Raw genomic sequence first — 18,626 nt, 5'->3', positions numbered from 1 at the left:
CCGCCCAGCAAAAGCGGGTATACCTGGCGCTAACAGAACGTCATTCTGCCGACGGAGGCGACTGATGCGGCGAGACCTCTTCGACGAAGAGCACCTGCTGTTCCGCGAGACCGTGCGTGAGTTCATGGCCCGCGAGGTCGTGCCGCATCACCCTCAGTGGGAGAAGGACGGCATCGTGCCGCGCGAGGTCTGGAAGAAGGCCGGGGAGCTGGGCATGTTCGGGTTCTCGGTGCCCGAGGAACATGGCGGGGCGGGCGTCACGGACTTCCGGTACAACGCGGTGATCGTCGAGGAGATCATGCGGCACGGTGCCAGCGGGCTGGGGTTCACGCTGCACAACGACGTCATGGCCCCGTACATGGTGGATCTGAGCAACGACGAGCAGAAGCGGCGCTGGCTGCCCGGCTTCGTGAGCGGTGAGCTGATCACGGCCATCGCCATGAGCGAGCCAGGGGCCGGCAGCGACCTGCAGGGAATCAGGACCACCGCCCTACGCGAGGGCGACCACTACGTCCTCAACGGACAGAAGACCTTCATCACGAACGGCATCAACGCCGACCTGGTCGTCGTCGTGGCCAAGACCGACCCCGAGGCGGGCTCCAGGGGCATCACGCTGATCGTGGTGGAGCGGGGCATGGACGGGTTCGGCCGCGGGCGGAATCTGGAGAAGGTCGGCATGAAGGCCCAGGACACGGCCGAGCTCTTCTTCGAGAACGTACGCGTCCCCGTCGCCAATCGCCTCGGCCCTGCCGACGGCGCGGGCTTCGTGCAGCTCATGAACAACCTGCCCCAGGAACGCCTGTCGATCGCCGTGGCGGCGGTGGCCGCGGCGGAGGCCGTACTGGAGCAGACCATCGACTACTGCAAGACCCGCCAGGCCTTCGGACGCAACATCGGTTCGTTCCAGAACACCCGGTTCGTGCTGGCGGAGCTGGCCACCGAGACCGAGATCGCCCGCCACTACATCGACAAGTGCATCCTCGCCCTCAACGCCAAGCAGCTCACCGTGGTGGACGCCGCCAAGGCCAAGTGGTGGACCACCGAACTCCAGACCAAGGTCATCGACCGCTGCCTCCAGCTCCACGGCGGGTACGGCTACATGATGGAGTACCCGGTGGCCAGGGCGTGGCTGGACAGCCGGGTCCAGACGATCTACGGCGGCACCACCGAGATCATGAAGGAGATCATCGGCAGGTCCTTCGGCTTCTGAGCGCCATCTGCCGAGCAGCCTCCTCAACATCTTGAACGACCTTCGGCCTGACAAAGCCTGTAATAAGGTCCTGAATCATGCCCGAGCACCTTCATCCGGATGATCCGCCGGCGATCGGCCCATACCGGCTGATGGGCCGCCTGGGAGTAGGCGGGCAGGGCGTCGTCTACCTGGGTCAGGCCAGGGACGGGCGGTACGTGGCGGTCAAGGTGCTGCACGGCGCGGTCTCCGACCAGGTACTCGAGCGGTTCGCCAAGGAGCTGGCCGCCGCCCAGCGGGTCGAGCCGTTCTGCGTCGCCCAGGTGCTCGACGCCTCCTTCCAGGGCCGGCGACCGTACATCGTCACCGAGTACGTCGAAGGGCTCTCGCTGCAGCAGGCCGGCGTGCACCACGGCCCCGCGCTCCACCGGGTGGCGGTGTCCACCGCGACGGCGCTCGCCGCCGTCCACCGGGCCGGAATCGTGCACCGCGACTTCAAACCGGCGAACGTGCTGCTCGCCAAGGACGGGCCCCGCGTCATCGACTTCGGCATCGCCCGCGACACCGAGGCCTCACTCACCGTCACCAGCAGCATCGTCGGCACCCCCTCCTACATGGCGCCGGAACAACTCGGTGGCCACTACATCGGGCCCGCCGCCGACGTGTTCGCCTGGGGTTCGGTGATGGTCTACGCCGCCACCGGCCGCCCGCCCTTCGGCGTCGACCATCTGCCCGCCGTCATCGCCCGCATCCTGCACTCGGCCCCCGACCTCGGTGACATGGCCGAACCGCTGCGCTCCATCGTCACCAGCTGCCTGGCGAAGGAACCGTCCCGCCGCCCTACCATGCAGGACGTGCTGCTCCAACTGCTGGGGCAGCAGCGCGTACGGCCGATCGCCCCCTCCGACCTGGCCACTGACACCAGACCCACCGTCAGTTCCACGCGCCTGCGCACCGGCTTACTCGTCGCCGGCACCGCCGTCGTCGTCACCTCCGTCACCCTCAGCGTGACCCTGCTGCTCCGCCCTCCGGCTGGAGAAGCCACGAATCCTCTCGCGGACGGGGCCACGAACTCACCGCTCGCCAAAGCCTCCGAGTCCCAGGAGAGTTCCTCCACGAGGCCTTCCACGAGCTCCCCCAAGAGGTCTCCCACGAGCTCCCCCACAAGGTCTCCCAAGGGGCCTCCCACGAGTTCCCCCACCGAGTCCACGCCGCCCCCGACCGATTCGGAGCCGGAGGCACTGGTGTTCCGTAGCCTGACCGCGCAGGGCAGCAAGAACGGATCCTGCTACGAGAGCGGCGTCCGCGTCCGGTTCCGAGGGACGATCGTCGACGACGCCGAACCGATAGGCCACCGCTGGGTGCTCGACGGCCAAGAGAGCGGCGTGACCACCAGCTTCAGCCCCAAGGGGCCATTCGAAACCGTCACCCGGGAAGGTTTCTCCGAATCCGGCACCCACAAGGCCACCTTCTGGCTTCTCAGGCCGGGCACGCGTCGCTCCACGACCATACAGATCAAGGTCTGCTGACGGACACGACCACGTGGGCGCCTGTGGCGCGGTGATGTGCGGAAACGGGCCTACGCGGGCAACCATCGCACTGGGGACACGCGGCGCAGGTGGACGAGCACGTCGAACGCCTCGGGCAGGGAGGCGACGGCGAGGTGCTCGGCGGAGTCTCGGGAGGGGTCGTAGACGCCGCTGATGACACGCGCCTTGGCGGGCCCGTCCCATTGCCGGCGCAGGTCGCCGACGCGTAGGTCCAGCCAGTGAGCGGGCCGGTCCACCGCGCCGAGCCGGGCGTCGAGCCAGTCCGGGGCCGGCGCCGGGACGGCGGCGACGCCGAGGTCGCCGTGGTGGAACCCGATCGCCACAGAGACGTACCCAGCGCCGTGCTGGTGGCGCAGCACGCTGCCGACCGTGGGCTGGGGGCCGCGTTGAGGGGCCAGGCCCAGGGTGGCCGGCGCCGCGCCCGTGTGCGCGATGCCGTCCCAGTAGGCCACGAGGTGGCCGGTGCGGTGCTGGTGGTCCGTGATCGTCTGAGCCCACACCTGGGCGTCGCCCGCGTAGTTGTCCCGTCCGGCGACGCTGTGTTCGTGGAAGTTCACGATCAGGCGCATCCGGGCCAGAACGGCGTCGTCGGGCAGTTGCTCGACGATGGCGAGTGCGTCGCGCGCGTGTTCGGCGAAGGGCCGGCCCGGATGCAGGCCCCGCGCGCGCTGCACGTGCTCGTCGGTCTCGTGTGCGGTACGGATCGGCTCCAGGTGCGCGGCCAGCTCGGCCAGCCGGTGCGGGGCCGCCCGGCGGGCGTGGTCGAGCACGGCGTCATAGTCGGCGGGCCGCGCCTGGGCGGGCTTGACCCCGAAGATGTGGACGGGGTCGTCTGGGTGGTCCTGGTTGAAGGTGCGGATCCACTCCAGCGCCGCGGCCATCTCGGCGGTGCGCCAGGGACGCCAGGCGTTCTGCAGCGCGGATGTGGCCGTCTCCGCGCCGCCGGTGACGTACGCGTCTAGCGTCTCGCCGACGGAGGCGTTGTCCTGCAGGGCCAGCGCACGGAAGCCGTGGTCGCGAACCAACCGGCGAAAGAGCTGGTCGCGCACGTCGAAGGTCTCGTGGGCGAACCTGGTGGACTCGCCGAGCCCGGCGACCGTGGCGCCGGTGGCGATCGCGTCTGCCAGGTCGTCGAACGTGGTGGCCGGCAGGGGGCTGCTGGTGGCGGTCATGCCAGAACTCCTTCGCGAACCGGCTGCAGAGCCCGCGACCAGATGATGACGTCGTCGAGCAGGGCGGTGAGGGTCTGATGCTGGTGCGGGCCGGGCGTGACGTCGCCCGGCTCGGTGGGCGCGGTGAAGGTGAAGTCGTGATGCAGGGACAGCGCCACCTGGGTGCGTACAGCGGGGACCTTCAGCTCGGCCAGGATCAGCCGGAGGTGTTCGGCGGCACGGGTGGCGCCGTGCAGGCCATAGCCGACGATGCCGGCCGCCTTGTTGTTCCATTCGGCGTAGATGAAGTCCAGGGCGTTCTTCAGCGCGCCGGGGATGGAGTGGTTGTACTCCGGCGTGACGAAGACGAACCCGTCATAGCGGGCGATCGCCTCGGCCCAGCGGGTGGTGTGCGCGTTGCCGTACAGGCCGGAGGCCGCCGGGTGTGTCTCATCCAGCAGGGGTAGCGCGAAGTCGGCCAGGTCGATGATGTCGAAGTCGTCCGTCGGGCGCTCCTGAGCAGCCACCGAGGCGACCCATTCGGCGACGGCTCGGCCACGGCGGCCGGGGCGTGTGCTGCCGACGATGATCCCGATCTTGGTCATGACATCTCCTCAACTCGATGGCGTTGCACCGATCGGTGCAAACACTACATAGATCGGTGCAACAAGTGCAACCAGGGGTGTAATCGAGTAACCTCAGCAGGCGTGACGGACACAAAGAAGCCGGTCGGCCAGCCCGACAAGCGCCGGGCGATCGTGGCTGGGGCGCTGACGCTGTTCGCCCGCGACGGCTACACCCGCGCCGGCCTGGACGCGATCGCCGCCGAGGCGGGCGTCTCCAATCGCACCATCTACAACCACTTCACCGACAAGACCGAGCTGTTCCAGACGGTGATCCAGGAGAGCACACAACGCGTCGCCGACACGATGGTCGACATCATCGACCGCCACCTGGGCAAGATCGTCGACCTCGAAGCGGATCTGGTCGACTTCGGGCTGGTCTGGATCGGAGTGCTGACCTCCGACCTGGCGCCGCACTTCGCGCTGATCCGCCAGATCAACGCCGAGATGGAGCACATCCCGCCGGCCGCGCTGACACTGTGGCAGGAAACCGGCCCCGACCGGACCCGGCGCGAACTCGCCGAACGGCTACGCCGCATCGCCGAGCACGGCGACCTCGCCATCGACGACCCCGCACGCGCGGCCGGGCACCTGATGCTGCTCATCTCCGCCGACAACCTGACCGATCGAGCCGCCCTGCATGACGAGGACGCGGTCAGGGCGATGGTCGCCGCAGGAGTGCACACCTTCCTCTACGGCTACAAGCATTGACCAGGCGAAGATCGTAAACGTAGATGACAGGCTGAGACGGCTGCCCAGAAGCCACCCGCCGACTCCGTTCGCGCCGCATACTGGACAACATGGACCCCGGCCTGATCCTCCTGATCTTCCTGGCGTTGCTGTTCGCCTGGGGCCTCAACCGCGTGCGCCGGGCGATCCGCCTGGGACCCATCGGCTACGTCGGCGTAGTGATCGTCTTCGCCATCGTCATGCTGCTCCTCTGGGGCCAGACCAAGATCTAGCCTCGCGCCTGGATGTCGCATCGACCTCAGCCTCCATATGCTTGACCAGCTCCTCCAAGGTCTCTCCACAGCGCACATTGGACAGACCGCTGCTTTTCGGCACCAGGTTCGTACGAATCGCCGCCCAGCCCCCGGCCAGTTCGGAGATCCGCCACCCGGGGAAGGCTCTGAGCACATCGCCCAAGGTCACCGGCACGGCTGCGCTCCGGCGATCAGGGCCGAGTGCGGGTGGGACGCGCGCATCTCGGCGTACGTTCTTCGCCCAGACGCAGCCCAAGATCGCACGGTTGCTGGCCGAGACAGCGGGGCGCGGTGTCGCGATCAGGCTGTGCTTCGGTGATCCCAGCGCTCAGTCCGTCGAGACGCGCGATCGTGAAGAGGGGCTCGGTGGAACGCTGGGCGCCAAAATCCGATCATCCTTGACGTACTACAGGACGCTGCCCGACCTGGACGGCTGTGAAATGCGGCTGCACTCCACCACGCTGTACGCCTCACTGTTCCGCTACGACGACGACATCCTGGTCAATCCGCACGCGTACGGAGAACCCGACTTTCCACTTCCGCCGCCTCGACGGCGGGACGATGGCCGAGCATTACATGTCATCGTTCGAGCGCGTCTGGACCGGAGCCGTTCCGTGGTCCGGCGCGGAGATCTGAAAGGCCACTCATGGGACGAGTTGAGTACTGGAACGATCCGAACGCCCCGAAGGCGAACAGCCTGGTACCGGCCTGCGGGACGGTCACCGTGGACGAGACGGGGCGCATCCTCATGCAGTGCCGGCGTGACACCGGCCAGTGGGCGTTGCCCATGGGCAAGATGGAGATCGGCGAGACGCCCTCACAATGTGCCGTGCGGGAGACCGAGGAGGAGACCGGCATCCGTGTCGAGCCGGTGGGCATTCTCGGGATCTACTCCGACCCTGGACACATCGTCGCCTACACCGACGGCGAGGTCCGGCAGGAGTATGAGGTCATGCTGATCGCCCGCCCCGTCAGCGGCCAGCCGGAAGCCAACGACGAGGCGAGCGACGTGCGCTGGGTCGAGCCGGGCGAACTTCGCACGCTGGACATCCACCCCACGCAGTGGCGGCAGCTCAACGACTACTTGGAGGGAAGGCATCCGCACGTCGATTGACCCACAGTGCGATCGTTCGTCTCAACGTCACGCTTCCAGGAGGATCATGACCCGGATCGCCGTCTCAGGCCATCGCGGCTTGCCGCCCCAGAGCGTCGCGCTGGTCGATCAGGCGATACGAGAGGCGCTCACGGATTACCTTCCGGCCATCAGCGGGTTGTCCTGCCTGGCCGACGGAGCTGATCAGATCTTCGCCCAGGCGGTGCTGGATCTCGGTGGCGAGCTGGAGGTCGTGGTTCCCGCCAAGGAGTACCGGGACGGGCTACCCAGCGAATGCCATGCGGCGTATGACGAGCTGTCGAGTCGAGCGGTCCGTACCCATCGGCTGGACTTCGTCGCGTCCACCTCGGAATCGCACATGACGGCCAGCACACGCATGATCAGCGACGCTGACGTGCTGTTCGCCGTCTGGGACGGGCAGCCCGCCCGAGGCTACGGCGGGACCGCTGACGTGGTGGGCGAGGCCCGGCGGCGGGAAGTGCCGGTCCGGGTGATTTGGCCCGACGGCGCCCGACGGGACTGATGAGCTCCAGCGGTTGGCGCTAGTCTGCGATGCCGACCAGTTCGGTCAAGCTGTTGACACGCCAGTCGGCCGCTGCGGCTTCCCGCCCGTCAGCCCACAAGTGCCCCCACGGACCTCTCCGCACATGAGCGGCCCGCAGACCGGCGGCCTTGGCCCGGGTGACGTCGTTGGACGGGTGGTCGCCCACGTACACGATCTGGTCCGGCGGGGCGCCGGCGAACTCGATCAGGCGGGCGAAGAACGCCGGATCCGGCTTGGCGACACCCCACTCGCCCGATGTCGCGATCCCATCCGCCGGCAGATCGAGCGCACGCAGCAACTCGGCGACGCGAGCCGTCTGATTCCCGGCGATCAGCACCTGATGGCCGGCCGCCCTCAGCGCGGTCAACGCCTGCCGGACGTCGGGGTAGAGGTCCTCCTCCTCGATACGCTCACCGCGACCGGCCGCCTCCCGAGCGGCGTACTCAGCGTCCAGGTCGATGCCGGGGCGCAACAAACGGAGTGCGTCGGCGTTGTCCCTTCCTTGGGCGACGACGGCGCCGACGAGGGCGGAGAGGGTATGGCGGGGGACGTCGAGCCAGTCAGCCCACGACGCCCAATAGCGGTCATCGCGGAGGATGGTTTCTCCGACGTCGAAGACGTACATCACTGACTGAGCCTATGGGCGAGCCGCCGGAGCCAGCGTCTCGAACTCCAATGATTTGCTCAACGTTCGGCGCACCGGAGACTGCCTCACCCGTTCGTATTGGGCCTCGTTCACCGGCGGGTCCAGTACGAGGTCGCACTCAAAACGCGTGACCGCCTGACGGTCCAACGTCACCACGACGCTCACCTCGGTATCAGTCAGCCCCATCTCCACCAGCGCCATCCAGTCCCATTATTTGGACATGGGTGGCATCTGAGGCATGGCGTCCACGAAGCGGGTCAGGAGCCGGGCGAACTCCGTGCGCTCCGCCTCTGTCCAGTCCTCCGTGGCCGCCGCGAACGCCGTCCGCCGAGCGCGGTGGGCCTGCTCCAGCGCCGCCGCGCCCGAGGATGTCAGCACCAGCCACGCCCGCCGCCCATCGGCCTGATCGGCCTCGCGCCTCACCAGGCCGACTGTCACGGCCGCCGCCACCAGCCTGCTGGCCCTGGGCTGATCGACGCTCAGCGCCTCGGCGACCGTGGACACCGTGACGTGAGCCCCGCCTGCCCCCTCGATCACGTCGAGCACGTCGAACTCCGGGCCCGAAGCCCCCTGTGTACGCGCGAGCACCCGCCTGCTCTGCCGCCACCTGATGGCGACCATCGCGCGCTCGATGTCGGCAATTTGCTTGTCTCCATACATATAGTTGTTATTGTACATGCATGGATAAGCCCATTGGCTACTGGTTGAAGCACCTGGACACGTTGCTGGAGCGCTCCATGGACGGCGCGCTGATCGTCTCGCGGCGCGAGTGGCAGGTGCTCAACGCCGTGACACATGACCTGGACCTGGACCCGTTCGACGGTGTCCAGGAGGCCGTGGATCGGCTGACGGAGAGAGGGTGGCTGGCGGGAGGGCGGCTCACGGACGAGGGCAGGGCCGCGCACGCGGAGTTGTCCGGGCGCGTGGCCCGATTCCGCCGGCAGGCCATGGAAGGGGTGACGGCGCAGGAGTATCAGGCCACCGTGGACGTGCTGCGCCGCATGGCCGCCAACCTCACGACGACAGGATGACCCGGGCCACCAGCGCGGGATCGTCGCTCATCGGCAGGTGCCCGCACCCCTTCAGCAGCTTGACCCGCTGACCCGACCACCGCGCCGCGCGCACCGCCTGGCGGCGCGGCAGCAGCCGATCATGTTCGCCCCACGCGATCGTGATCGGCGACTTCGGTGGCGCGGGCGGCATGAGCCCGCCGAACGACTCCAGCGTCTCCTCGAACCCGGTGGCCTGGCCGAGGGCCTGCGTGGCGGCGAGCAGGGCGACCGGGTCGAGCCTGCTGGGGTGGGCGACCAGGAGCCCGGAGGACACGGCGCGCAGATAGGGGTTCTCGGCCGTCATGGCGAGTTGCGAAGGCGTCATGGAACGTGCCGAGGCGCGCAGGGCACGCAGCACCGCCTGGCAGTAGAGCAGCTCAGGGCGTGTCCAGAAGCCGGCCGGGGACAGCGCGGTCGCCGTCCGTACGACACCACGAGAGGCCAGCTCAAGCGCTATGTAACCGCCCAGCGAGTTGCCCGCCACGTGCGGCTCGCGGATGCCGAGCAGCGCGCAGAACGACTCGACCGCGTCGGCCAGCGACTCCGCGGTGTACGGGATGCCGTCGGGCAGCCCCGGAGAGACCCCGAAGCCGGGCAGATCCACCGCGATCACCGTGCGCTCGGCGGCCAGCCGGTCGAGCACAGGCAGCCACCCCTGCCAATGGTGACCGATGCCGTGGATGAGGATCAGCGGATCCCCGGTGCCCCGTCGTTCAAAGGCCAGCTCCATAGGCGCCAGTGAACCATCACCTGCCGCGGGTGGGAATCTCGAACCAGACCGCTTTGCCTTCCCTGGTGGGTCGCGAGCCCCAACGCCTGGCGAGCTGGTCGACCAGGTAGAGGCCGCGCCCGCCCTCGTCGTTCTCCCCGGCGCTGCGGATGCGGGGCAGGCGCAGGTCCTGGTCGAACACCTCGACCCAGACCGCCTCCTCGCCCCTGCGCAGCCGGAGCGTGAACTCCTTGTCGCCGACCACTTCGTCCTCGAAGCCCGGTGTGTCCCAGGACTCCTCGAACGGCAGCGGCGGCCCCTCCACGACCAGCTCCCTGCGCGGCACCCCGGCGGTGGCGGCGTGCAGCACCACGTTGGTCACGACCTCGGAGACGAGCAGGCAGGCCAGCTCGGCGCGTTCCTCGGGCACGTTCCAGCTCGAGAACGCCTCCGCGGCCATGCGCCGGGCCTCGCCCACCATGATCGGTTGAGCGGGGAACGTGCGGGCCTCGACGTCAAGGTCCACGTCGCTGGAGCGGACCACGAGGATCGCCATGTCGTCGTCGATCTCGCCGGGCACCGCCACCGTGGCGGCGTCGGCGATGCGCTCGACCTCGGCGTCGGCCATCGTGGCCAGCTTCCCGCAGAGCACGCCGAGCGTTTCTTCCTCGGTCGGCATCCGGCCGTCGCGGGCGGGGCGGCGGTCGATGAGGCCGTCGGTGTAGAGGAGCAGCGCCGCACCCGGCGGGAGCGTGCGCGTCTCCTCCTTGTAGACCAGGTCGGCGTGCAGGCCCTTGGCGCGCACCCCGAGCGGCTGGCCGACCTCTTCGATGTCCAGCTCGCGGCACTGCCCGTCCACCAGCAGCAGCGGCGGGGCGTGCCCGGCGTTGGCGAAGGAGAGCTGGCGGGACCAGGCGTCGTAGACCAGGTATTGGCAGGTCACGATGGGCGGGATGCTGACTTCTGTGCCGTTGTCGTCCTGCTCGGGGGTGGCGATGATGCGGGTCCACTCGTCGAGCCTGGCCAGGATGTCGGCCGGGGACTTGTCGTCCTGGGCGAAGGCCCGCAGCGCCGCCCTGAGCTGGCCCATGATGGCCGCGGCCTTGGCGCCCCTGCCCTCGACGTCGCCGATCACGATGCCGACGCGGCCGGCGGACAGCGGGATGACGTCGTACCAGTCGCCGCCGACCTGGGTCTGGATGCCCTGACCGTGGGAGGCGAGGGGGGCCGCCGGGTAGTAGCGTACGGCGATCTGCAGCCCGTCGAGCTGCGGCAGCGCGCGCGGCAGCAGGTGCTTCTGGAACGACTCGGCCGTGTGCCGCTCCTCCTCGAACAGCAGCGCGTTGTCGATGGCCAGCGCCACCCGGGTGGCGATGGCGCCCACGAAGTCGCGGTCGAAGGCGTCGTAGTGGGGGCTGCGGCGGTCGGTGAGGTTGGACAGGCCGAGGTACATCAGCCCGAGCGTCTCCCCGCGCACCAGCAGCGGGGCCACGATGGCGGAGGTCATGCCGATCTCGCCGCACAGGCGCGCGCTGTTCTCGTGGGGTGAGGGGAAGCGGCTGGTGGAGAAGTCTTCCACCAGGATCGTCTCCTGGCGGCGCAGTGCGGTGTCGGCGTAGTGGCCGGAGGGGTAGCGGATCTCGGCGCCCACCGGCTTCCATGTTCCCGACGGTGGCGTCCACCCCTGCACGTGCTGCGAGACCCTGCGGACGAGCCGGTCGCCCTCCATCAACTCGATGAAGCAGTGGTCGGCGAACTGCGGGACGAGCATCTCGGCGACCCGCTTGAGCGTCTCCTCGACGTAGAGCGAGCCCGCCAGCCGCTCGCCGATGCGCTCCAGCAGCCCGAAGCGGTCCTTCTCCCGCTCGTTGCTGCGCAGCGCCTCGCGGGCCAGGATGACGATCCCCGTGACGGAGCCACTCGGGTGGCGCAGCGGCACGGCCTGCGCGCGGACGTAGACGATGGCGCCGTCGCCGCGCCTGACGTCGAACGTGCCCTCCCACACACCGCCCTTGAGCACATGCTTGGCCAGCTCGATCGCCATCGGGTGGTCCTTCTCCATGATCCCGAGGGACAGGAGGGACGCGTCACGCGAAGGCGACTTGCCCTGATGGCCGAAGAGCTTCTCGGCGAAGGGGTTCCAGTAGAGGAGATTGCTGAAACGATCGGTGACGACCACGGCCATTTCGGCGTGGTCGAGCACGGATCCGGCGGCCAGGTGATCAGCCGCCTCTGGTGACAGATCCCCCCATCGCTTCATCCGGAGACCACTCCTCGGGGTGGCGTGTGTGCAAAGCGGACCACGGGCGCTCCTGCAACGGTCTTGGGCAGCAGGGGAGAGTGGAGGGCCTCCCAGAAGGGATTCAACCAAGTAGCCGCGGGCGCGTCAGCGCTTGGAGACAAAAACGTGCGCCGCGACATCGCGCGGAAGTTCCGCGGGCGTCTCTTTCGCGTCACCGTCACCTGTCACCCGTACACCGTCGTCGCTCGCCGCGAGCGTCACCTCGCGTCCGGGTTGTATCCCAACTTGCTTGAGTTTAAGCATCACAGCAGGATCGCTTTGCACTTGTTCGCTAATTCGACGCACGACAACTGCTGTGTCGCGTGTGCCGGCGAGGTCGCACATCGTCGTCAATACGTCGGAACCGCTCTCCGCGGGCTCCCTCGCGCCCAGCTCGGCGAGACCCGGGATCGGGTTGCCGTGCGGGCAGACGGTCGGGTTGTCGAGGAGCGTCACCAGTCGCGACTCGACGGACTCCGACATGACGTGCTCCCAGCGGCACGCCTCGATGTGCACCTCTTCCCAGGGAAGCCCGATGACCTGCGTGAGCAGACATTCGGCCAGCCGGTGCTTGCGCATCACGCGCGTGGCCAGCGTGCGGCCGAGCTCGGTCATCGACAGGTGGCGGTCACCCTCGACGCGGACGAGCCCGTCGCGCTCCATGCGGGCCACGGTCTGGCTGACGGTAGGGCCGCTCTGCTGAAGGCGCTCGGCGATGCGGGCGCGAAGAGGGACGATCCCCTCCTCTTCGAGCTCGTAAATAGTGCGGAGATACATCTCCGTCGTGTCAATCAGGCCGTGTGCGGTCAAGGCTCCTCCCAACTGAATGGTACGCCGGTCGTGGCGGGGACCGAGCCCGTCCGCTGCGGGCACTGGAGTCACTGGAACCCTATTGGGAGAACGACCGACGATGGTTAAGGACGGCAACAACGGAGCGGCCGAGTTCCTTCCCGACCGGTTCGATCTTGACTCCCCGCGTACCGCGGCGGCCCGCTGCGAGGGCTGTGACCTGTACGGGAACGCCACTCGGACGGTGTTCTGCGAGGGTCCGCGGCGGGCCGGATTCATGCTCGTCGGTGAGCAACCTGGGGACCAGGAGGACCGCCGGGGGCACCCGTTCGCCGGGCCCGCAGGCCGCATTTCGGACAGGGGTCTGGAAGGGGCCGGAATCGCACGGACGGATGTCTATCTCACGAACGCGGTCAAACTCTTCTCTTTCACTCCTCGGGGCAAAAGACGCATTCATCAGTAGCCGACGGCCTATGAGGGCTTCCTGGCCGGCCTCCGGGCGGCCGCTAACGACCCCGGTAGTTCCTGAACCCGGGCACCGACAGCCCGACGATGAGCACGATGACGGCGCACGCGATGCCGCCGCCCACCCACGCCCCCGTCAGCCCGAACATGGTCGCGGTGGCCCCGGCCCGCAGGTCGCCCAGGCGCGGCCCACCGGCCACGACCACCATGAACGCGCCCTGCAGCCGCCCCCGCATCTCGTCAGGCGCGTACAACTGCAGGATCGACTGCCGCCACACCGAGGAGATGACGTCCGCGACCCCTCCGACGGCCATGAACGCCACCACGAGCCAGAGATCGTGCGCGAGCCCAGCGGCGGCCACGGCCAGGCCCCAGACGGCGATGACGATCGACAGCGCCATCCCCTGCCGCCTGACCCGGCCGACCCAGCCGGAGAACAGCGCGCCGGCGACCGAGCCGATGGCCAGGGCGGAGGTCATCCAGCCGAGCGCGTCCATGGAGCCGCCGAACCGCACGGCCGTCAGTTCGGGGAAGAGCGCGCGCGGCATGGCGAACACCATCGCGATGATGTCCACGACGAACGACATCAGCAGCACGGGGCTCCTGACGACGAAGCTCAGCCCCTCGAGCACGGCCCGTGCCCCAGGGCGGCTCACCTTGCCCAGCGGGGGCAGTGAGGGCAGTCTGAGCGCCGCGTAGAGGCTGCCGGTGAACAACAGGGCGTCCACCGCGTACGCCGCCGCGAACCCGCCGTTGCCGAGCATGACCGCGCCCACCATCGGCCCCGCCACCGCGCCGAGGCTGTAGACGAGCGAGTTGAGCGCGTTGGCGGCGGGCACCATCTCCGGCTCCAGAAGCCTGGGGATGATCGCGCCCCTGGTGGGGCCGGTGATGGCGAAGCCGGTGGAGTTCAGGGCGACCGCGGCGAAGATCAGATAGACGTTCTCCAGGCCGAGCAGTGCCTGGAGAAGGATGAACAGGGTGGCCGCCCAGGCGACCAGCGAGCCCACGATGAGCAGCTTGCGCCGGTCCACGGCGTCGGCGACCGCCCCGCCCCACAACCCGAAGACGATCAGCGGAATCAGGCTGGCCATGCCGAGCAGCCCGACGTAGAACGAGGAGTGGGTCAGCTCGAAGACCTGCTGCCCGACGGCCACCAGGGTGACGCCGACACCGACGCTCGACACGGTCTGTCCGGCCCAGATACGCCGGTATGCGGCAACCCCCAAAGGCCGGGTGTCTACCAGATGACGCCTTACCAGCTCCCCTAATGCCACTTAAGGAACATTAAGGGGCCAGCCTCTCCAGAACCCAACCGGGTCTCGTACGCCGATAGCGCAGCCTGTCATGCATCCGATCGAGCTGCCCCTGCCAGAACTCCAGCTCAACCGGGGCGACCCGGTAACCGCCCCAGAAGTCGGGCACCGGCGGATCCTCCGGCCAGCGCGCCGCCAGCTCCTCATAACGGGCGTCCAGCTCCTCCCGCGAGCGCACCACCGCCGACTGCCGGGAGGCCCAGGCGCCGATGCGGGAGCCGTACGGGCGCGAGGCGAAGTATTCGGCCGACTCCTCGTGGGAGATACGCGTCACGGTGCCCTCGACGCGTATCTGGCGGCGGATCGGGTGCCAGGGGAACATCAGGGACGCTCGGGGGTTCTCGGCCAGGTCGCGGCCCTTGCGGGACTCGTAGTTGGTGTAGAAGACGAATCCGCGTTCGTCGTAGCCCTTCAGCAGGACCGTCCTGGCGCTCGGTCGCCCGCCTGCGGAGGCGGTGGCCAGGACCATGGCGTTGGGTTCGGGCAGGCCGGCGTCGAGCGCGTCCTGGAACCAGGAGGTGAACTGCGCGATCGGGTCGGACGCGATGTCGGTTTCGAGCAGCGGCTCGCCCTCATACGTACGGCGAAGCCCCGCCAGCATGGGCGGGCGCGGGGTGGCATCCACGAGACGGTATTCTTGCGCGCTCGTGTGGTAGATCCCATGCACCGCTCCCGACCAGCGGGTTTGGCCTTACGGCGGGTCCCGAGACCGACCATGAGCTGCGAGGGGGTTAAATTGACCCGCCGGTATCTCGACATCAAGGCATTGCCCAAACATGGCAAGAGAAGGGGAGGCGGCCGAGTATGTCCGACTTCAAACCCGGGCTCGAAGGCGTCGTAGCTTTCGAAACCGAGATCGCGGAACCGGACAAAGAAGGGGGCGCCCTTCGATACCGGGGCGTCGACATCGAAGAGTTGGTCGGCCGCGTCCCGTTCGGGGCCGTGTGGGGCCTGCTGGTCGACAACAAGTTCCAGCCGGGTCTACCCCCGGCGGAGCCGTACCCCATTCCTGTCCATTCCGGTGACATCCGCGTAGACGTACAGAGCGCGCTGGCCATGCTCGCTCCGGCCTACGGCTTCAAGCCCCTGCTCGACATCAGCGACGAGGAGGCCCGCGACCAGCTCGCCCGCGCCTCCGTCATGGCCCTTTCCTTCGTCGCGCAGTCCGCGCGCGGCCTCGGTCTGCCCATGGTGCCGCAGAGCCGGGTCGACGAGGCCAAGACCATCGTCGAACGCTTCATGATCCGCTGGCGCGGTGAGCCTGATCCCAAGCACGTCAAGGCCATCGACGCCTACTGGACCTCCGCGGCCGAGCACGGCATGAACGCCTCGACGTTCACCGCCCGCGTCATCGCCTCCACCGGCGCCGACGTGGCCGCCGCGCTCTCCGGCGCCGTCGGCGCCATGTCGGGCCCGCTGCACGGCGGCGCCCCCGCCCGTGTGCTGCACATGATCGAGGGTGTCGAGCAGCTCGGCGACGCCAAGAAGTACGTCCAGAGCGAGCTCGACAAGGGCTCCAGGCTCATGGGCTTCGGGCACCGCGTCTACCGTGCCGAGGACCCGCGCGCCCGCGTGCTGCGGCGGACCGCCAAGGAGCTCGACGCGCCCCGTTACGAGGTCGCGGCGGCTCTGGAGAAGGCCGCGCTGGAAGAGCTGCACGCGCGCAAGCCCGACCGGGTGCTGGCCACGAACGTCGAATACTGGGCGGCCGTGGTGCTCGACTTCGCCGAGGTGCCCCCGCACATGTTCACCTCGATGTTCACCTGCGCCCGCACGGCCGGCTGGGCCGCGCACATCCTGGAGCAGAAGCTCACGGGGCGGCTCGTCCGCCCGAGCGCCATCTACACCGGTCCCACCTCGCGCCCGCTCAACGACGTCCCGGGCGCCGCCGAGGTGACCGGCCGGGTCTGAGGGTCACCGAAACGGCCACCGCGCGGCCCGCGGTGGCCGTTTTCTGTGCCGAAACGCACTAGGGGAAAGGCGTCAGGACGCCCGCCCTCGACCTCGACACCGTCTACGGCGCGGGCCCCGGCGACTTCCGGATGGTGGACCTGCTCACGTTCGCCCGGGTGGATCCGGCGAGCCGGGGCCAATGACCAGGCCGGCGCGGTAGGCGTCGGTGAGCGCCTCGGCCCGGTTCCCCGCGTCTCCTCCTCGTGCGGCACCGTGTCCCGTACGGCCACCAGCGCCCGCCCGCACCCGAGCAGCGCCCGCGTCACCACCTCGGCCGCCACCAGGCACCTGGCGTGCACGATCACCAGCTCCCGCCCCCGCGCGCACTCGGCGGGAGGCTCGCCGGGCGGCGGCCTGAGCAGGCCGAGCCCGCGGAAGACCGCCTGTCCCTGCCCGGCCACGCCGAGCTTGCGGTAGATGCGCCGCCGATGGTTCTCCACCGCGCAGCAGGTCGGCGATCTCCTGGGCGCTGTGGCCTGAACCGGTGAGGGAGAGGATCTCCAGCTCCCTGACGGTGAGGACCTCAGCGTCTTCCATGGCCATCACGCCTCATGCGACTTGTCAGGAACGTGTGATCCCCTGAGCGGTTAGTCAAGCCCCGGGACTCGTCATGGGGCGCTGACCTGCCGCTGAATGTGAAACTTTCACGGGTCTCAGAATCCGGACCCGGTTCAAGCCATTCCACGCCGGTCGGTAGGCTCCGTTACGTGGCTGACATCGTGATTCCCGCTGACATCAAGCCCGCTGACGGCCGGTTCGGCTGTGGGCCCTCGAAGGTTCGCACCGAGCAACTGGCTGCGCTCGCCGCCTCCGGCGCGAGCCTCATGGGCACCTCGCACCGCCAGAAGCCGGTCAAGAACCTGGTCGGCCGCGTGCGCTCCGGTCTCGCCGACCTGTTCTCGCTGCCTGAGGGATACCAGGTGGTGCTGGGCAACGGCGGCACCACCGCGTTCTGGGACATCGCCGCCTTCGGGCTGATCCGCGAGAAGTCCCAGCACCTGTCGTTCGGCGAGTTCTCCTCGAAGTTCGCCGCCGTCGCCAAGAAGGCGCCCTGGCTGGCCGAGCCGAGCGTCATCAAGTCCGAGGTCGGCACCCACCCGGCCGCCGTGGCCGAGGACGGCGTGGACGCCTACGCGCTCACCCACAACGAGACCTCGACCGGCGTGGCCATGCCGATCACCCGCGTGGGCGGCGACGACGCGCTCGTGCTCGTGGACGCCACCTCCGGCGCCGGCGGCCTGCCCGTCGACCTCGCCGAGACCGACGTCTACTACTTCGCGCCGCAGAAGAGCTTCGCCTCCGACGGCGGCCTGTGGATCGCGATCATGTCGCCGCGCGCCCTGGCCAGGGTCGAGGAGATCGCCGCGACCGGCCGCTACGTGCCGGAGTTCTTCAGCCTGCCCGTCGCGATCGACAACTCCGGCAAGGACCAGACCTACAACACCCCCGCCGTCGCCACGCTGTTCCTGCTGGCCGACCAGCTCGACTGGATGAACGGCAACGGCGGCCTGGCCTGGACCACCGCCCGCACGGCCGACTCCAGCACCCGGCTCTACACGTGGGCGGAGAAGACCTCCTACACCACGCCGTTCGCCGCGCCCGAGTTCCGCTCGCAGGTGGTCGGCACGATCGACTTCGCCGACGAGGTCGACGCCGCCGCCGTGGCCAAGGTGCTGCGCGCCAACGACATCGTCGACACCGAGCCCTACCGCAAGCTGGGCCGCAACCAGCTGCGCATCGCGATGTTCCCGGCCGTCGACCCGGCCGACATCGAGGCGCTGACGGTCTGCGTCGACTACGTGGTCGAGCGCCTCTAATCGGCCCTCCTTCCCGTCCTGCGGGCCAGCTCGTCGAGGAGCGCGTGCGCGTCCTCCTCCTCGACGCTCTGCGCGAACTTGGCCAGCACCGGTAACCTGTCGGTGCTGGCCGACAGCGCCTCCAGCATGAGCGCGGTGACGTGCTCGGCCCTCGACCGGGCCGCGGCGTAACGGAAGGCGTTGCGATACGGAGTGCGCATGAGCAGGCCCTTCTTCACCAGCCGCTCGGCCACGGTCTGGACCGTGGTGTAGGCGAGCATGCGCTCCTCGTTCAGCCTGACGAGGAGCTCTCTGACGCGCATCGGCTTGCCGGCATCCCACAAAACGTTCATGATCGCGTGTTCCAGGGATCCCAGGTTCGCCAACTCACATCCCTCCGGCTCGACGAGTAGGAAACATTCTTGCCCGATAACCCCCGATTCGGCCACGGGACCGCACGGCCGA

At 68.8% G+C, this 18,626-nt stretch carries 22 protein-coding genes; 10 read left to right on the top strand and 12 right to left on the bottom strand.

The annotated features are described in order from the left end of the window. Nucleotides 1-64: 64 nt before the first annotated feature. Nucleotides 65-1,210: an acyl-CoA dehydrogenase family protein gene (locus tag ACFPZ3_RS02605; RefSeq protein WP_379512283.1), complete on the top strand. Its 1,146-nt coding sequence runs from the start codon at nucleotides 65-67 to the stop codon at nucleotides 1,208-1,210. 77 nt (nucleotides 1,211-1,287) lie between these two features. Next, entirely contained in the window at nucleotides 1,288-2,718 is a 1,431-nt protein-coding gene (locus tag ACFPZ3_RS02600; protein WP_379512282.1) for a serine/threonine-protein kinase, read from the top strand. 50 nt (nucleotides 2,719-2,768) lie between these two features. Here the strand turns inward: ACFPZ3_RS02600 and ACFPZ3_RS02595 are convergent, their stop codons facing one another. Continuing rightward, a complete protein-coding gene (locus ACFPZ3_RS02595; protein ID WP_379512281.1) occupies nucleotides 2,769-3,911 on the bottom strand; it encodes an erythromycin esterase family protein in 1,143 nt (380 codons plus the stop codon). Then, entirely contained in the window at nucleotides 3,908-4,495 is a 588-nt protein-coding gene (locus tag ACFPZ3_RS02590; RefSeq protein ID WP_379512280.1) for an NADPH-dependent FMN reductase, read from the bottom strand. Before ACFPZ3_RS02590 ends, ACFPZ3_RS02595 begins: the two co-directional genes overlap by 4 nt. 102 nt (nucleotides 4,496-4,597) lie before the next feature. Between ACFPZ3_RS02590 and ACFPZ3_RS02585 the strand changes: the two genes are divergently transcribed. From ACFPZ3_RS02585 to ACFPZ3_RS02570, 4 genes are all read left to right on the top strand, one after another. Then, a complete protein-coding gene (locus ACFPZ3_RS02585; protein ID WP_379512279.1) occupies nucleotides 4,598-5,224 on the top strand; it encodes a TetR/AcrR family transcriptional regulator in 627 nt (208 codons plus the stop codon). Between the two features lie 89 nt (nucleotides 5,225-5,313). Further along, the gene (locus ACFPZ3_RS02580; protein ID WP_379512278.1) at nucleotides 5,314-5,475 is read left to right on the top strand and encodes a hypothetical protein; all 162 of its coding nucleotides are present in this window, start codon (nucleotides 5,314-5,316) and stop codon (nucleotides 5,473-5,475) included. A 667-nt stretch (nucleotides 5,476-6,142) separates the two neighbouring features. Next, nucleotides 6,143-6,610 carry an NUDIX hydrolase gene (locus ACFPZ3_RS02575; RefSeq protein WP_379512277.1) on the top strand — a complete coding sequence of 156 codons (468 nt, stop codon included), beginning with the start codon at nucleotides 6,143-6,145 and terminating at the stop codon, nucleotides 6,608-6,610. A 46-nt stretch (nucleotides 6,611-6,656) separates the two neighbouring features. Continuing rightward, a complete protein-coding gene (locus tag ACFPZ3_RS02570; RefSeq protein ID WP_379512276.1) occupies nucleotides 6,657-7,133 on the top strand; it encodes a hypothetical protein in 477 nt (158 codons plus the stop codon). Nucleotides 7,134-7,152: 19 nt separating this feature from the next. On the opposite strand, the gene ACFPZ3_RS02565 is transcribed toward ACFPZ3_RS02570, so the two are convergent. The 3 genes from ACFPZ3_RS02565 to ACFPZ3_RS02555 are packed head-to-tail and all read right to left on the bottom strand — an operon-like array spanning nucleotide 7,153 to nucleotide 8,460. After that, nucleotides 7,153-7,779, bottom strand: coding sequence for an HAD family hydrolase (locus ACFPZ3_RS02565; RefSeq protein ID WP_379512311.1), 627 nt, complete (start codon nucleotides 7,777-7,779; stop codon nucleotides 7,153-7,155). A gap of 12 nt (nucleotides 7,780-7,791) precedes the next feature. After that, entirely contained in the window at nucleotides 7,792-8,001 is a 210-nt protein-coding gene (locus ACFPZ3_RS02560; RefSeq protein ID WP_379512275.1) for an OsmC family protein, read from the bottom strand. Nucleotides 8,002-8,010: 9 nt separating this feature from the next. After that, entirely contained in the window at nucleotides 8,011-8,460 is a 450-nt protein-coding gene (locus ACFPZ3_RS02555; protein WP_379512274.1) for a MarR family winged helix-turn-helix transcriptional regulator, read from the bottom strand. A gap of 20 nt (nucleotides 8,461-8,480) precedes the next feature. Between ACFPZ3_RS02555 and ACFPZ3_RS02550 the strand changes: the two genes are divergently transcribed. Next, nucleotides 8,481-8,831: a helix-turn-helix domain-containing protein gene (locus tag ACFPZ3_RS02550; protein ID WP_379512273.1), complete on the top strand. Its 351-nt coding sequence runs from the start codon at nucleotides 8,481-8,483 to the stop codon at nucleotides 8,829-8,831. Here ACFPZ3_RS02550 and ACFPZ3_RS02545 read toward each other — a convergent pair. From ACFPZ3_RS02545 to ACFPZ3_RS02535, 3 genes are all read right to left on the bottom strand, one after another. Then, entirely contained in the window at nucleotides 8,815-9,582 is a 768-nt protein-coding gene (locus ACFPZ3_RS02545) for an alpha/beta fold hydrolase (protein WP_379512272.1), read from the bottom strand. The two genes, ACFPZ3_RS02550 and ACFPZ3_RS02545, sit on opposite strands and share 17 nt — an antisense overlap. 16 nt (nucleotides 9,583-9,598) lie before the next feature. Beyond that, the gene (locus ACFPZ3_RS02540; protein WP_379512271.1) at nucleotides 9,599-11,821 is read right to left on the bottom strand and encodes an ATP-binding SpoIIE family protein phosphatase; all 2,223 of its coding nucleotides are present in this window, start codon (nucleotides 11,819-11,821) and stop codon (nucleotides 9,599-9,601) included. 126 nt (nucleotides 11,822-11,947) lie between these two features. Then, a complete protein-coding gene (locus ACFPZ3_RS02535; protein ID WP_379512270.1) occupies nucleotides 11,948-12,652 on the bottom strand; it encodes a metal-dependent transcriptional regulator in 705 nt (234 codons plus the stop codon). Between the two features lie 16 nt (nucleotides 12,653-12,668). Between ACFPZ3_RS02535 and ACFPZ3_RS02530 the strand changes: the two genes are divergently transcribed. Next, nucleotides 12,669-13,094 (top strand): uracil-DNA glycosylase family protein, encoded by a 426-nt coding sequence (locus tag ACFPZ3_RS02530; protein WP_379512269.1) that lies wholly within the window; start codon nucleotides 12,669-12,671, stop codon nucleotides 13,092-13,094. 43 nt (nucleotides 13,095-13,137) lie between these two features. Here ACFPZ3_RS02530 and ACFPZ3_RS02525 read toward each other — a convergent pair whose 3' ends face one another. Together ACFPZ3_RS02525 and pdxH are read right to left on the bottom strand one after the other, a co-directional pair. Next, entirely contained in the window at nucleotides 13,138-14,373 is a 1,236-nt protein-coding gene (locus ACFPZ3_RS02525) for an MFS transporter (protein ID WP_379512268.1), read from the bottom strand. A 10-nt stretch (nucleotides 14,374-14,383) separates the two neighbouring features. Next, complete coding sequence (pdxH, locus tag ACFPZ3_RS02520; RefSeq protein WP_379512267.1) at nucleotides 14,384-15,037, bottom strand: pyridoxamine 5'-phosphate oxidase; 654 nt, start codon at nucleotides 15,035-15,037, stop codon at nucleotides 14,384-14,386. Nucleotides 15,038-15,216: 179 nt separating this feature from the next. On the opposite strand from pdxH, the gene ACFPZ3_RS02515 reads away from it, so the two are divergent. Then, entirely contained in the window at nucleotides 15,217-16,323 is a 1,107-nt protein-coding gene (locus ACFPZ3_RS02515) for a citrate synthase 2 (RefSeq protein ID WP_379512266.1), read from the top strand. Here ACFPZ3_RS02515 and ACFPZ3_RS02510 read toward each other — a convergent pair. After that, a complete protein-coding gene (locus tag ACFPZ3_RS02510; protein ID WP_379512265.1) occupies nucleotides 16,254-16,805 on the bottom strand; it encodes a hypothetical protein in 552 nt (183 codons plus the stop codon). The genes ACFPZ3_RS02515 and ACFPZ3_RS02510 overlap by 70 nt on opposite strands. Nucleotides 16,806-17,072: 267 nt before the next feature. On the opposite strand from ACFPZ3_RS02510, the gene serC reads away from it, so the two are divergent. Then, complete coding sequence (gene serC, locus ACFPZ3_RS02505) at nucleotides 17,073-18,182, top strand: phosphoserine transaminase (protein ID WP_379512264.1); 1,110 nt, start codon at nucleotides 17,073-17,075, stop codon at nucleotides 18,180-18,182. Here serC and ACFPZ3_RS02500 read toward each other — a convergent pair. Continuing rightward, the gene (locus ACFPZ3_RS02500) at nucleotides 18,179-18,610 is read right to left on the bottom strand and encodes a BlaI/MecI/CopY family transcriptional regulator (protein ID WP_379512263.1); all 432 of its coding nucleotides are present in this window, start codon (nucleotides 18,608-18,610) and stop codon (nucleotides 18,179-18,181) included. The genes serC and ACFPZ3_RS02500 overlap by 4 nt on opposite strands. Between the last annotated feature and the right edge of the window lie 16 nt (nucleotides 18,611-18,626).

Source organism: Nonomuraea insulae (assembly GCF_042656245.1).
The sequence above is the reverse complement of the archived record's forward strand: the minus strand, read 5'-3'. Positions and strand labels throughout refer to the sequence as shown.